Annotated in this window: 11 protein-coding genes; 9 read left to right on the top strand and 2 right to left on the bottom strand. The window is 70.7% G+C overall.

Going from position 1 to position 14,661, the window contains the following annotated elements; all coding sequences use genetic code 11:
- Nucleotides 1-678: 678 nt before the first annotated feature.
- The 3 genes from OO52_RS38800 (at nt 679) to OO52_RS38810 (ending at nt 3,989) form a co-directional block, all read left to right on the top strand.
- Nucleotides 679-1,071 (top strand): hypothetical protein, encoded by a 393-nt coding sequence (locus OO52_RS38800; protein WP_030654544.1) that lies wholly within the window; start codon nt 679-681, stop codon nt 1,069-1,071.
- A gap of 320 nt (nt 1,072-1,391) precedes the next feature.
- A complete protein-coding gene (locus tag OO52_RS38805; RefSeq protein WP_030654541.1) occupies nt 1,392-2,858 on the top strand; it encodes an aldehyde dehydrogenase family protein in 1,467 nt (488 codons plus the stop codon).
- A 273-nt stretch (nt 2,859-3,131) separates the two neighbouring features.
- Nucleotides 3,132-3,989 (top strand): helix-turn-helix transcriptional regulator, encoded by an 858-nt coding sequence (locus OO52_RS38810; protein ID WP_030654538.1) that lies wholly within the window; start codon nt 3,132-3,134, stop codon nt 3,987-3,989.
- A 77-nt stretch (nt 3,990-4,066) separates the two neighbouring features.
- Here OO52_RS38810 and OO52_RS38815 read toward each other — a convergent pair whose 3' ends face one another.
- Nucleotides 4,067-5,797: an FAD-binding protein gene (locus OO52_RS38815; RefSeq protein ID WP_030654535.1), complete on the bottom strand. Its 1,731-nt coding sequence runs from the start codon at nt 5,795-5,797 to the stop codon at nt 4,067-4,069.
- A gap of 215 nt (nt 5,798-6,012) precedes the next feature.
- Between OO52_RS38815 and OO52_RS38820 the strand changes: the two genes are divergently transcribed.
- The 6 genes from OO52_RS38820 to OO52_RS38845 all read left to right on the top strand — a co-directional run bounded on the left by OO52_RS38820 (nt 6,013) and on the right by OO52_RS38845 (nt 13,638).
- On the top strand, nt 6,013-8,826 hold the full coding sequence (locus OO52_RS38820; RefSeq protein ID WP_030654532.1) for a helix-turn-helix transcriptional regulator: 2,814 nt from the start codon (nt 6,013-6,015) through the stop codon (nt 8,824-8,826).
- A gap of 161 nt (nt 8,827-8,987) precedes the next feature.
- Nucleotides 8,988-9,722, top strand: coding sequence for a sigma factor (locus tag OO52_RS38825; RefSeq protein WP_030654529.1), 735 nt, complete (start codon nt 8,988-8,990; stop codon nt 9,720-9,722).
- A gap of 600 nt (nt 9,723-10,322) precedes the next feature.
- Nucleotides 10,323-10,670: an ArsR/SmtB family transcription factor gene (locus OO52_RS38830; protein ID WP_030654526.1), complete on the top strand. Its 348-nt coding sequence runs from the start codon at nt 10,323-10,325 to the stop codon at nt 10,668-10,670.
- A gap of 334 nt (nt 10,671-11,004) precedes the next feature.
- Nucleotides 11,005-11,772 (top strand): SDR family NAD(P)-dependent oxidoreductase, encoded by a 768-nt coding sequence (locus tag OO52_RS38835; protein WP_030654522.1) that lies wholly within the window; start codon nt 11,005-11,007, stop codon nt 11,770-11,772.
- A 523-nt stretch (nt 11,773-12,295) separates the two neighbouring features.
- Nucleotides 12,296-12,649, top strand: coding sequence for a carboxypeptidase-like regulatory domain-containing protein (locus OO52_RS53330; RefSeq protein ID WP_030654520.1), 354 nt, complete (start codon nt 12,296-12,298; stop codon nt 12,647-12,649).
- Nucleotides 12,650-12,909: 260 nt separating this feature from the next.
- A complete protein-coding gene (locus OO52_RS38845) occupies nt 12,910-13,638 on the top strand; it encodes an SDR family oxidoreductase (protein ID WP_030654517.1) in 729 nt (242 codons plus the stop codon).
- A 230-nt stretch (nt 13,639-13,868) separates the two neighbouring features.
- Here OO52_RS38845 and OO52_RS38850 read toward each other — a convergent pair whose 3' ends face one another.
- Complete coding sequence (locus OO52_RS38850; protein WP_051818902.1) at nt 13,869-14,357, bottom strand: hypothetical protein; 489 nt, start codon at nt 14,355-14,357, stop codon at nt 13,869-13,871.
- Nucleotides 14,358-14,661: the final 304 nt, after the last annotated feature.

A 14,661-nucleotide genomic window follows, 5' to 3' on the forward strand; every position in this document is an offset into this window, starting at 1 on the left:
AACGGGCGCCGATCTTGAAGTTCACGGCGCCGACCCCACAGCCGCACGCGGGGGAACAGAACAACGTCCAGAGCGGCTCGGGTGGTTGCGGCCGGGGGGCGGCCCTCTTCCCTGCTCCTCAACAGTGCATCTCTACTCGCTCGTCCCACGCAGCAGCGGTGCCGGCGCGGACCGGTGGACGCCGTCGGTGGCTAGCACCCTCGCCAAGGGCATGAGGTTGCCCGACTGGGCCGCTGTGAAGCAGGTTCTCACGAGCCGTTGATGTGCGTCCGGGGCCACGGGCCGGGGGCGACGCCTGGCGTCCGTCGGCTTCGGCAGCCAGGCGCCGGCGCAGGTCTCCTGGCGTCTGCGAGCCGACTGGACGACCCTGACGGCCGGCCGGCCGGCCGGATCGTCGTCGTCCTGAGCAGTGCCTACGGGTTGCGCACGAGCGTCCGGTCCGTTCCCCGCCACCGCACCCATACCCCGGGTGGTGGATCGGCGACGCATTCCGCTCGGACGCTCCGTGGACGAGCGCACCCCGATGTTGAGGGGCCGCTGCCGTTCGCGGTCCGGGGCGGCTTGTCACACGGAGCGGCGCTGTTCAGTCAAAAGGTGGAACCGGCATTTTCGGGCATTCGCGCTGATGTTCCGGCTCGGGGTCAACCGGCGTGACATCGGACGCGGAGAGGAGATCACATGCTGCTCGAGATGGACCATCCCAGCCTTCGGGAGAACGGCGGTGCAGGGCTCACCGCGGGGGAGGGCGCCCTGGTCGCCGGCTCCGATCTCCGTGAGGCCGACCGGACGGCGCCCGATCCTCGGTCCTCCCTGCGCTCCGTGCTCACGCAGCCCGTGAAATGGCTGATCGGCGTGCCGTTCCGGCCCAGCGGGACCCGTGTGATCTGGATGTACTACGTGGTCGACGGAGCCCACGACGTCGCCGACGCCGTGCGCGAGGCCATGGAGCGCGCCAACAGCGCCCGGGAGCGGCGCGCGCGAGGCGGTATGCCCGTGACGGCAGAGCACATCGAGGTGCGGAGGATCCTGCGGGATGCCCTGGGACGCACGAGCCTGGACGGCCGCCGGTGACCTGGTGGCGTCTCCGTGATGGACGCCGGTCAGGTCGCAGGACGGCGAAGAGCCCGGGTGGGTCGTCATAGGCACGTCCCGCCCGCCTAGGCCGGCGTGACGGCGCTGTGCCCGGCCTTCACCGCGGAGCACAGCCGGTCGAGCACCTCGCACTCGCTGCGCCGCCCGCGTAGCTGCCCCGACAATCCTCACCCACCATACGCAGCGCCTTCAGGGAGGGTAGGCCGATTCGCACCGGCATGCAGCAAACACCCTTTCCGACCTGGACCGCCGTGGCGTGGCATGCAAGTGACGCAGATCATGGGCATGGGAAGGCATGGATGCCTCGCGACGACCGATGTTGTCTTGGCCGCATGAACGAAAACACCGCGGTTCCCTTCCCCACGCCCTCTCACTGGATCGACGGCCGCCCTCTCCGGGGTTCCGGGCCGTTGATCGACGTGGTGAATCCCGCCGACGAATCGGTGATCGCCACGGTGCGCGAGGGCACGGCCGACGACGTGGACCGGGCGGTGGACGCCGCGCTGGCCGCCCTCCCAGGATGGGCGTCGACCACTCCACGGCACCGTGCGGCCGTCATGCGGCGCCTGGCCGAGGGCCTTCAGCAGCACTCCGAGGAACTCGCCGCCACCATCACCCTGGAGATGGGTGCCCCGATCGGTTTCTCCCGACAGGCGCAGGTGGGGTTCCCGGTCGCTTCGACCCTGGCCGCGATCACGACGGCCGAGCGGTTCGAGTGGACGGAGGCGGTCGAGAACTCGCTCGTCGTCCGCGAACCCATCGGCGTGGTGGGGGCCATCACCCCGTGGAACTTTCCGCTTCAGCAACTGGTGACCAAGGTCGTCCCCGCGATGCTGGCGGGTAACACCGTCGTCCTCAAGCCCTCGGAGAACTCCCCGCTCAGCGCCCGGATGTTCGCGGAGATCGCCACCGAGGCGGGCCTCCCGGACGGTGTGTTCAACGTGGTGCAGGGCACCGGGCCGGTCGTCGGCGAGGCACTCTCCCGCCATCCGAAGATCGACATGATCTCCTTCACCGGGTCGACCCGCGCCGGCAGAAGCGTCTCCGTGGCCGCTTCCGGCACGGTCAAACGCGTCGCGCTCGAACTGGGTGGCAAGGCGGCCCACATCGTCCTCCCCGAGGCCGACCTCGACTTCGCCGTCCATCGCGGACTGGCTTATGCCTGGGCCAACGGCGGTCAGGCCTGCGGCGCCTACACGCGCATGCTCGTGCCCGACAGCCTTCAGCAGACCGTGGTCGAGAAGCTCCGGGACGCGGCCGAGGAATACGTCGTCGGTGATCCGGCGGACGAGGGCACACGGATCGGCCCGCTCGCCTCCGAGGCCCAGCGCCGGCGCGTCGACGGCTACATCCGGCGCGGCATCGCCGACGGCGCCACGCTCGTGGCCGGCGGCCCCGGACGGCCGGAGGGCTTCGAGACCGGCGCCTACGTCAAGCCCACGATCTTCTCCGACGTCGACCCCGAGTCCGTCATCGCCCAGGAGGAGATCTTCGGCCCCGTCCTCGTCGTCATCCCCTACGTCGACGACGACCACGCCGTCGAGATCGCCAACGGCACGATCTACGGACTCAACGGTGCGGTGACCGGTGACGAGGACCACGCCATGGCGATCGCCCGGCGCCTGCGCGTCGGCCAGGTCGACGTCAACGGTGGACAGCACAACTTCCAGGCCCCGTTCGGCGGGTACAAGCAGTCCGGCAACGGCCGGGAGATGGGCCGTGCCGGTCTCGAGGAGTTCCTCGAGACCAAGGCGATCACCCGCTGACACGACGCTGCACCGTCGTTCCCGTGGCGGAACAACGCTGTCAGGGATGCCGTCCCACCGTCCGCCAGGGTGCGGGACGGCACACTGTTGCGGGGAATGACTGATCCTGACCGCGTTGCTCACATGGTCGGAGTACATCGTGAAGGTCACGGTCGAGGCGGCACAACCTCCCGCAAACCCGTCCCGGCCGTCCACGAACCGGCAAGCCCGGTCCGGACACATCCGGACCGGCCATCCCGTCGGGACGGCACCGTCCCGTGAGAAAGGACAGCCATGGCGGACCGGGCAGCACTGGCGGCCTTTCTACGGGCGCGCCGCGAGGCCCTCCAGCCGGAGGACGTCGGGCTGCCCCGCGGGCGCCGCAGACGTACCGGAGGGCTGCGCCGTGAGGAGGTCGCGGCACTCTGCGACATGTCGGTGGACTACTACAGCCGGCTGGAGCAGCCCCGAGGCCCCCACCCCTCGGAACAGATGCTCGCCGCGATGGCCCGCGGACTGCACCTGTCACTGGAGGAGCGCGACCTCCTCTTCCAGCTCGCCGGTCACGCACTGCCGCACCGGGTGCGGCGCGGCGACCACATCAACCCGGGGATGCTGCGCATCCTTGACCGATTGGAGGACACCCCCGCCCAGGTGATGAACCACCTGGGCGAGACACTGAGACAGACGCGCCCGGCGGTGATGCTGCTGGGTGACGAGACGGGCCACACCGGACTGGCACGCAGTGCCCACTACCGCTGGTTCACCGACCCGGTCTCCCGCCTGGTCCACCCCGAGGGCGACCACGCCGAGCAGAGCCGTCTGATGGTGGCGGACCTCCATGGCGCCTACACCCGCGACGGCGGCGACTCGCGTGCCGCCGAGCTCGTGGACGCACTGAACAGGGAAAGCCCCGAGTTCGCCGGTATCTGGCGCGAGCGCCCCGTGCTGGGACCCTACTGCGCCTCCAAACGCTTCCGGCACCCCGAGGTCGGGACGCTGGAACTGCACTGCCAGACGCTGGTCGACCCCGACCAGTCCCAGCGGCTCGTGGTCTACACCGCGACACCGGGCACCGAGAGCCACACCAACCTCCGTCTGCTGTCCCTCCTGCCGAACGCGGAGGGACAGTCCGTACCGGGCAGGCCGTGAGGAAACGGGGCGGGGCGGTTGCCGTGGAGCCGTCCTTCGCCGTGCTCCGAGACCCACCCGTCGGCTCCCTGGACGCGCTACTCGATCGACCGCGCGTCGGCCGGGACGGCGTGCATCAACTCGGCGATGTGGGTAGGGACGGGCGGGACGGGTTCGCGGCGCACCCCGGACGTCGGGGACCACACCAGATTGACGTGCAGGTCGGGGTCGACGTCGGGGTGGTCGGACCGGTTGTGGCACCCCCGTGTCTCCCGCCGCTCCAACGCGCACAAGAGCGTCGCCCGAGCGGCGAGCACGGCGGACCTGAGGTCGAAGGCGTACGCGAGGTCCTCGAAGCCGGCGATGTCGACGTGCACGCCCAAGCACGCCATGCGGGCCTCGATCGCGTCGAGCTCGGCGAGCCCGGCGGCGAGCCCGGCCTCGTCCCGCACCACACCGGCGCGCTCCGTCATCAGGTGGCGCACCGACCGGTGCAGCGCGCGGACGTTCTGGTCTCCGTCGGCGGCCGCGAGCCGATCCACGTCCGCCTCCGCGGCGCGAACCGCCGCCGGCGACCGATGCTGGGAGGTGAGCCGGGCCGAGTACTCCGCCGCGGCCCGGCCGGCGATTCGGCCGTAGACGAGTAGTTCGATCAGTGCGTTCTCCTCCAGCCGGTTCGCACCGTGCAGACCACTGGCCGCCTCCCCGGCCACGAAGAGCCCGTCGACATCGGTGCTGTGGTCCTCGGGCCGGACCCAGACACCGCCCATGGAGTACTGGGCGGTCGGCGCCACCTCGACCGGGTCACGGGTGATGTCGAGCATCTGCAGGTCCAACAGCGCCTTGTGCACCCGGGGCAGCCGCGTCAGGACCGTCTCACGCGGCAGGTGGGACAGGTCGAGCCACACACCGCCGGCCTGGGTGCCGCGGCCCTCCTTGATCTCCGTGTACGAGGCCAGCGCGACCCTGTCCCGGCCGCAGAGCTCCATTCGCTCGGCGTCGTAGCGCGTCATGAACCGCTCACCGAGGTTGTTGAGGAGGACCCCGCCCACGCCGCGTGCCGCCTCGCTGACGGGGATGCCGGCCGCGGTCTCCGGCCTGATCAGCCCGAAGGGGTGAAACTGCACCAGCTCGGGGTCACGCAACCGGGCGCCGGCCTCGACGGCGAGGCGGAACGTGTCGCCGGTGTTCTCGCCTCGACGCGACGACGTACGCCGCCATATGCGCGTGTGCCCTCCGGTCGCGAGGATCACGGAGTCGGCGTGCACGAGGTAGCGCGAGCCGTCGACGAGATCGAATCCGTAGGCGCCGAAGACCGTCCCGTCGTCGACCAGCAACCGGGTGACGTACACGTTCGACAGGACGGGAACGGCGAGCTGTTCGGCGCGTTCACGGAGCGCCCGCCGCACCTCCAGGCCGGCGTGCTCGCCGGTGAAGGCGGTACGCCGGTACGGGTGGTCGCCGAACCCGTGCCGTGCGGTCCCGCCGCGGCCCTGGCGGTCCAGACGCACGCCGTAGCGCCTCACGTCGTGGAATCCCTGCGCGGCGTGACGGGCCACGATCTGCGCGGTGCGCGGGTCGGCCAGCAGGTGTCCCTCCCGCAATGTGTCGGCCGCGTGCCGTTCCCACGTGTCCTCGGGTCCGGTGGCGGGCGGTGCCTCAGCGAGGCATCCGGACGTCGTGACGGTGTGGACATCGTCAGCCGTGCGTTTGGCCACCGCGATGACCGCGATGCCGGCCTCGGCGACTTCGATGGCCGCTCGGAGGCCTGATCCACCGGCTCCCACCACGAGGACGGACGTGGCGAGCTGGTGTCCGAGCGAAGACATGGGACCTCCTGCGAGGGCGGACGGCGAGATCATAGGCAGTGGTCGACCGGACAGCGGCTTCGTTTGTGACAGCGTCGGAGCAACTTTTGAAGTGGACTCCGTCACAACAATTCGACACAAGGTGTGGGAATGTCCCAGGTATCGTTTTGGGAATCGCTCCGACAACCCGTCGTGGGAGCTTCACACCCCCGGATGCCTCCAAGGAGCCGCGTCGCATGATCGCCAGCCCGCTTCCCCACCTGGTCGGCAGGCATCGCGAGTGCGCGGCGCTCGACGACCTGCTGGCCGGGCTGCGCGAAGGCGGGTCCCGGGTACTGGTGGTCCGTGGCGAGGCCGGAATCGGGAAGTCGGTACTCCTGAAGTACGTGGCCGCGCAGGCGTCACGAGTGAGAGTGGCCTGGGCGCACGGCATCGAGGCCGACATGGAGCTGCCCTACGCGAGCCTGCACCAACTGTGTGCGCCGTTCCTGGACGAGCTCGACGAGTTGCCGGAACCCCAGCGTGACGCCCTCCGTGTGGCGTTCGGGATGGCGGCCGGAGACCCGCCCGACCGCTTCTTGGTCGGCCTCGCCGTGCTCACTCTACTCACCCGGGCCTCGGAGAGCCGACCGGTGCTCGTCCTGGTCGACGACGCTCAGTGGCTGGACCAGGTGTCTTTGCAGACTCTGGAATTCGTGTCCCGGCGGCTGCTGGCCGAAGCGGTCGCGATGGCGTTCGCGGTACGCGACCCCGAGGGACAGGAGGCACTCAACGGCCTGCCGGCACTGCGGATCGGCGGCCTCGACGCCGTCGCGGCGGGAGAGCTCCTGGAGACCGCCGTCGGCGGGCGGCTGGAGAAACGGGTCCGGGACCGGTTCGCGGCCGAGATGCGCGGCAACCCGCTCGCGTTGCTCGAATTCTCCCGCGGCCGCAGCGCCGCCGAGCTGGCGTACGGCCTGGACTCGTCGACTTTCCGGAGCGTCCAGGGGCCGGTGGCCAACCGTGTCGAACGGGACTTCGCCGGCCGGCTCGGTTCGCTGCCGGCGGCGACCCGGACCCTGTTGCTGATCGCCGCGGCGGAACCGGTCGGTGACGCGCGCCTGTTGGTGCGCGCAGCCGCCTCTCTCGAGATCACCCCCAATCCAGCACCGGCCAAGGCGGCCGGACTGATCGAGTTCGGTGAGTCCGTACGGTTCAGGCATCCGCTGGTCCGATCGGCGGTCTACCACGGAGCCGACCCCGAGGAACGCCGGGCGGTGCACCGGGCGTTGGCCGAGGCCACGGACCCGGTGCTGGACCCCGATCGGCGCGCCTGGCACGCCGCCCAGGCCGCCGACGGACCGGACGAGGAGGTCGCCGCAGGGCTGGAGCAGGCCGCCGACCGTGCTCGGCAGCGCGGTGGCATCGCGGCCGAGGCGGTACTGCTGGAGCGCGCGGCCGAGGTGACACCGGACCCCTGGCAGCGGGGGCGCCGGGCTCTCGCGGCCGCCGAGGCCCACTTCTCGGCCGCCGCGCCCGATCGGGCCACGGAGCTCGCGACCGTGGCCGAACTGTGTCCCCTGAGCGCTCTGGATCGCGCCCGTTTGGCGCGCCTGCGGGCCAGGATCCTGTTCGCCCGAAGCCGCAGCGACGAGGCGGCACCCCTGCTCCTCGAGGCCGCCGCACAGTTCACCGCCGCCGGGTCGCCACTGGCGCGGGAGACGTACCTGGAGGCGATCAGCGCGACCATCTTCGCGGGCCGGGTCCACGGTCCGACCGGCGCCCGCGCCGCCGCGATCGCGGCCCGCGGGTCCGGGGCGCCCTCTTCGGGCTCCAAGGCCGCCGACCTGCTCCTGGACGGTGTGGCCGCGCTCCTCGCGGACGGTTGCGAGGCCGGTGTCCCGGCACTGTACGGCGCGCTGGATCTGCTCACGCACGAGGAGCTCGGCACCCGTGAGGCGACCGTGCGCTGGCTCCTGCTGGCACCGGTCGCGCTGGAGTCGTTCATTCACTACGCCTGGGACCTGCACGCCTGGGACACGCTGTCGAGCCGTGCGGTGCGCCTGGCCCGCGACATCGGGGCGCTCGGCGTGCTGCAACCGGCCCTCATCTACGCCGGCGGGGTGCACATCCACTACGGTGACTTCGCCGAGGCGGCCCGGATGATCGACGAAGCCGACGCGCTCGCCGCCGCGACGGGCCACGCCCCGCACAAGTACGCGACGCTCGTCCTGGCCGCGTGGCGAGGCGAGGCGGACGTCGCCGCCGGCATCATCGAGGAAGCCCGGCAGAGGGCCGAACAGCGCGGCGAGGTGTCCCTGCTGGGCGCCATGGGCTACATCCAAGGCGTGCTGTTCAACGGCCTGGCACGCTACGAGGAGGCCCTGGAGGCCGCTCGGACGGCCATCGAGCACGACGGCTTCAACTTCACCGGCCTGTCGCTGGTCGAATACATCGAGGCCGCCACCCGGTGCGGTGAGCTCGACCAGGCCCGCGCCTCGCTGGCCCGGCTGCTCGAACTCACGCGCGCCGCCGATTCCGGATGGGCCCGCGGCGCGAGCGCCCGCAGCCAGGCCCTCCTCACCGACGGCGACGAGGCCGACCGTCTGTACCGGACCGCGATCGAGGAGTTCGGCCGCGGCGGTGTGGCCGTGGAGGTGGCACGCACCCACCTCCTGTACGGCGAGTGGCTGCGCCGCGGCCACCGCCGTTCGCTGGCCCGGGAGCACCTTCGCACGGCTCACCAGATGTTCGACAAGATGCCGGCGCACGCGTTCGCCGAGCGAGCCCGCCGCGAGCTGCTCGCCACCGGCGAGCACGTCAGGGTGCGGGAAAGCACACCGACGAGCGCCCTCACCCCCCAGGAGTCGCAGGTCGCGGCACTCGCCGCCGACGGCATGACGAACGCGAAGATCGGCGCGGAGCTGTTCATCAGTCCGCACACCGTGGAGTGGCACCTGCGGAAGGTGTACACGAAGCTCGGTATCAACTCCCGTCGCGCACTGCCGGGTGCCCTCGCGAACGCCCCGGCCGAGGAGGCCAGGGACGTGGGCACGGTGCGATCCGGCTGAGGGCCGGTGCGGGTCCCCGGGTCCCCCCGGGGTCCACGGGTCTCCCCCCGGGGTCCCTACGGACTCGACCATGGATGACAAGGGCGCGGTGAGGGGTGCCCCGGGCCGAGGGTGGAGACAACGCCCGCGATGGGCGCCCGCCCACGAAGAGGAGTTCCCGGATGTCCGCGCCCAGTCCGGAGACGACGACACCGACCGGCCCCCCGGTCGCCCGGCCGGGCGAAGACGGCCTGGACACCGCCCTCGGCATCTTCCTGGCCCAGCGGACACGACTGTTCCGCATCGCCTACCAGATTCTCGGTGACGTCTCGGGAGCCGAAGACGTGATCCAGGAGGTGTGGGTGCGCTGGCAGCTCACCCACCGAGTGGAGATCAAGAACCCGGCCGCGTTCCTCACCACGGCCACTACCCGTCTGGCGATCAACGTCGTCCAGTCCGCGCGGCACCGTCACGAAGCGCCGGCCGAGCCGCAGTTGGCCGACCTCGGCGACCGGTCCGCCCAGGATCCCGTGGCGCGTGCCGAGCAAACCGTGGCGGTCGAGGCGGCCCTGGCCCTGCTCATGGCGAGGCTGACACCGGACCGGCTGGCCGCCTACGTGCTCCGGAAGGGCTTCGACTACACCTATGCCGACCTGGCGGGGCTGCTTCGGATCAGCGCCCAGAACGCACGGGTGGTGGTCCACCGCGCGCAGGCCCGCCTGGAGCGCGACGGCGTGCGGCCGGTTCCCGCTGAGTCACACCGTCGTCTCGTCGCCGCGTTCCGGACCGCTGCCGGCACCGGTGACCTGGAAGGCCTCATCCGGCTGCTCGTCCCGGACGGCCAAGCGCACCACCTGCTGCCGCCGGCCCCTGGATCACCTCGCCCGGGACACCAACCGGCCCGGCATGCGGCGTGAGAGGAGGAGGCGAGGCGGACATGGCGCGTCGGCTCAGCGAGCGTGCGGGGGTTCCGACAGCTCGGCCGCAGACCAATGGTGTCGGTACGTTTTCCCGGCAGGATGGGGAGCATCCCCGCGTCATCCCACCGTCAGCCGCCGGCGGAGGCGCTCGAACCGCAGACGGGCCTCGACCACCGACACGCGGCCGCGACGGCACCTGCTCAGCTACCTCCTGGGAGCACGGACGCCGCGACCCCTCTGCGGCCAGGTCTGCGGACGCGTCGCTGCCACGATCCCACCCGCGCGCAGGTGGGGGGCGGCACGGAGGGAGCGCCCGGAATCCTGGCACGCCCTGCGACCGGGCGAATGCCCCTCCTCGCGCGTGTCCCTGGTGCGCTCATCCGCCAGTGAGAGGGGTCCATCGGCCGGACTCGCGATCCGATGGCTGCCGAAGCACTCGGGACGCTCCCGGCCGAGCCGCTGTCACACGGCCCCGATCCGGACGCGCGGCGGTGCGTGACAGCCCGAGTCGTGATGCGGGTCGCTGCGCCGTCAGCGGTGCGTTCCTGATCGCGCGCGATGTTCGACGTGTGCCGAACACCCGGTAACATGACCGGCATGCCGGACCACTCGTCACCTGCCGACAGCGAGCTCGCCCTGCCGCGCCTGCTCGGAGCGTTGAGCGATCCGACACGGTTGGGGATCGTCCGCATCCTGTCCGATGGTGCCGAGCGCGGGTGGGGACAATTCAGCGCGCCCGTCGCCAAGTCCACTCTCAGTCATCACCTCAAGATGCTGCGCGAGGCAGGTGTCACACAGACCCGCCAGGAGGGCACGCGCTGCTACGTGAAGCTGAGGCGTGACGCCCTCGATGCGCGTTTCCCCGGCCTCCTGCCGGCACTGCTGTCCGCGGCTGTCAGTGACAACATCGGAGACCACGTCACCGAGCGCGACGAACAGGCGTAACGACGTCACTGCTCGGCACCCCGTACTCGACGATCTGTGAATCCACGGGCGGGTGACCTCCCGCCGTAGAGGCCTGTGACACCCGCTGCCACCGGACTTGGCGTCCGCCGCGGTGGTCGCGGTCATCACCCTCTGCCGTGCCGCCCAATGCCACCTTGTGCTCATGGTGACGCACGCCTCTGAGCGCCCCCCGGGGAGCGGCGACCGCGCCTGAGCCGCACTGATCGGTGTCCGGTATGTCCTGATCCCTGTCCCGTCACTCACCCCGATTGAAGACGCCCCGGAGCCTGCCCTTAAAGTTCTATGTACAACGAACATCGAACAAGGAGGCTTCATGCCTGCCAACTCTCTCGACCAGGTCTTCTCCGGCCATGTCGCGATCGTCACCGGCGCCGGGTCCGGCATCGGCCGGGCCACGGCCATCGCCTTCGCCGAGGCCGGTGCACACGTACTCGGGGTCGGGCGCCGTGAGGAGCCGTTGAAGGAGATGGCCGGGGCTCACGACAACATCGAGTTCCTGGCGATCGACATCTGCGGCGACGGAGCACCCGCCCAGGTGGTCAGTGCCGCCGTGGAACGCTGGGGACGCCTCGACCACCTCGTCAACAACGCCGGTGCGACGGCGGTCATGCCGCTGGCGGAGACCGACAAGCAGACGATCGTCGATCTGCTCGCGCTCAATGTCGTCGCTCCGAGCCTGCTGGCCCACGAGGCCCTGCCTCACCTCCGGAGGACCTCAGGAACGATCATCAACCTCTCCAGCACCTACGGCCACCGTCCCATGGCGGGCGGCGCGCACTACTCGGCCACCAAGGCGGCCATCGAGCAGATGACGCGGAGCTGGGCCCTCGAACTCGCCGGCGAAGGCGTTCGCGTCAACTCCGTCGCCCCCGGCCCCACCCGGACCGACGTCATGCTGCACGCCGGCCTCACGCCGGAGGCCGCCGACGGCATGTACGCCTACGAGCGCGACCGTATCCCCACGCACCACATCGCGAGCGCGGACGAGATGGCCCACTGGATCCTCCGGATGGCCGAGCCGGCCGGGCGCCATGCGACCGGTCAGGTGATCACCGTCGACGGCGGACTGGAACTCATCTGACTCCACTGCCCTCCTCGCCCGGACGACGGGCCGTGTGGGTGGGGAAGGGGGGCGCATCTCGACAGGCGGTGCGACCTCGACCACCGAGGCGGCCGCGTCGAGGCTGATCGAGGGCAGGTGTCCGAGTCGTCGAGGCCGCCGATCGGCAGGAACGGCGCCTTAACGTACGGGTCGCCCACATGGTTGCCGTTATTGCTGTCGGCGCGCCCCGGGCACTTGCCGACCGGCCCTGTGTTGTCCGAGTCCGCCCGCACCCCCTACCGCCGGCGAGGGACGTCGAACCGGTCCCCGGCGAGCCGTCGACCGTGATGAGCGCAGTCGACTGAGCGCCGGGAACGCGGTCCCGGGGGAGCAGCGAGCTGGTCGACGTGCAGGGTCAGTCGGGCGCCGCCGTGGCTCCATCGATGAGGCGATCGGCTGCCTGCTCGGGCTCGACGCGTGGCGGCACCGGCGCGAGGCCGTAGGGGAGAGCACGGAGGAGGCCCCGGAGGACATTCCGGAGCCTCCGGTCGAGGATCCCTCCGTGGAAGTCCCCGCACCGACCGCGCTTCCGGTTCACCATCATCACCACTTCGGCGAGCCGCTGTCCATGCTGGAGGGCACCGTCCGTGACGGCGAGCAGCAACCCATCCGCCATGCCGCCGTGACCGTCATGGACACCCGCGGCCGGCAACTGGTGCGGACCACGACGAACGCGCAGGGCGAGTACGCCGTGACCGGCCTGCCCGAGGGACACATCGTCCTCGTCGTCTCCCGCCCCGGCCGCCACCCGGTGGTGCACCAGAAGCTGATGCAGTCCGGCGTGGCCGTCCGGGCCGGCTTCACCCTGCACGGCCGCACCCGCTGGACGTCGTCACGGGTACTGGCGCAGCACTGACACGAGCGCGGGTCGCCTCCCGCGTCGAAGGGCCGTTTCGGCGTCGCGCCTGATGGTACGTCCGCCACAGCGGCTGTCCGTGGCCGTGTCCTCCACCGGGGACGAAGTCCCTGTCACAAACGGGCGGCATGCTCGGTCAGCCCTGTGTGCGGAGACGGGCGAGCGGAAGATCGATCTCAGTCGAGTGTGTCGTCGCCTTGCGAAGCACGCATTGATGAACCTTATGTCCAGATTTGCGCACACTATTCGAAAGGCGCGTCATGAAGATCGCAGTCATCGGCGGAACCGGACTGATCGGCTCGCAGGTCGTCCGGAACCTGAACGCCGCCGGGCACGAGGCGGTACCGCACTCGCAGTCCACCGGAATCGATGTCATCAGCGGTCAGGGGCTGGAGCAGGCGGTCGCCGGCGTCGACGTCGTCGTCAACCTGACCAACTCGCCGACCTTCGACGAGGCGTCACCGGCCTTCTTCCAGACCTCGATGGACAACCTCCTGGCCGCGGCCCGGAAGGGCGGCGCCGGACACTTCGTCATCCTCTCGATCGTGGGCGTCGACCAGGTGCCGGGCTTGGACTACTACCGTGCCAAGGTCTTGCAGGAAGACATCCTCAAGGCAGGTCCGATTCCCTACTCGATCGTCCGGGCCACGCAGTTCATGGAGTTCATGGACGCCGTGCTGTCCTGGACCGCAGACGGCGACATCGTCCGGCTGCCCGCCACGCCGATCCAGCCGATCGCTGCAAAGGACGTGGCCGACGCGGTCGCGGAGGTCGCCGTGGGCGACCCGCTGAACGGCATCCGCAACATCGCCGGCCCCGAGATCTTCAACCTCGACGAGCTCGGCCGGATCACCCTGTCCCACAAGGGCGACCCCCGCACCGTGGTCACCGATCCCACGGCCGGTATGTTCGCCGCCGTCGAGGGTGACGTGCTCACCGACGAGAACGCGCACCTCGCCCCCACCCGATACACCGACTGGCTCTCCTGACCGACGACGTCGGGCTGCCGGCGAGCCGAGCCCCGGCCGGTGCGGTGGGCGACCGCACCGGCACTGGGGGCGGCGGTACATCTTTGGGACCGTGCCCGCACGGATCCGCTCATGGCCGAGACTCTCGATCCCTCCGCGGTGGCGTCTCGGCCGTTCGGCCTGCCCTCGGTGCGCACGTGCGCGGGTGTGGACACCGGGTGCCCGGTCCCTGCCGGGACGCGGACCGGGTGTCAGCGCACGGAGACGACCGTCAGGGACTTGACGGCGCCCGCGCCTCGCAGGGTGAGGTCGAACAGCAGGTCTCCCTGCCCAGGGCGCAGGTCGGCCGTGTGAGCAGGGGCGATTTCCTGTTCCGGGCCCTGTCCGCGCTCGCCCTGACGCGGCCCGTGGATGACGGTGACGTACACGGTGGACGGCCCGGTGTTCCGTACCCTCACCTGTGTGGTCGTTGAACAGCGCCGCGGCGCGTCGGGCGTCGGGCACACGTAACGCAGGTCACCGAAACCGTAGGTGCCGCAGGACAGCTCCTCGTCGGCGGGCAGGGCGGAACGGCAGGTGCGCCCGGCGCTGACACGGTCGTCGCCCGTGTCGTCGGGGTCGTGCGGGAGCGAGGTGCCGACGGCGACCAGGGTAAGGACGGCACAGCCCGCCCAGGCCGCCGCCGTGCGATCGGGGCGCCTGCGAGCGGTCCACAGCTTGGAGTGGCGTACGGAGTTCACTGGAATCCTCGACAGGTTTCGGTGATTTCACACCGTATGCCAATGTTGGGTTGACAGCGTTCTCCTACTTTGACCACGCACCAAGTGGATCTGTGACACCGAGGCGCTTGCCCTGTCTTCCGGCAGTGGGCGGCAGCGTCGCCGCGCCGGTGACGCGCGTCGTCCGCAGGCCCGCGAAGCGGTTCCGTGAGGAGGCGCCGAGTCGTGCCTCTCGGACCGCCCGTCGGTCCATGACGACGCCGTCTGCGGACGCGGCGCGCGGCAGTTCAGGCCGGGAAGGCGAACAGGCGGTAGTCGGACAGCG

Source organism: Streptomyces flaveolus (assembly GCF_000716535.1).
GTDB lineage: Bacteria > Actinomycetota > Actinomycetes > Streptomycetales > Streptomycetaceae > Streptomyces > Streptomyces flaveolus_A.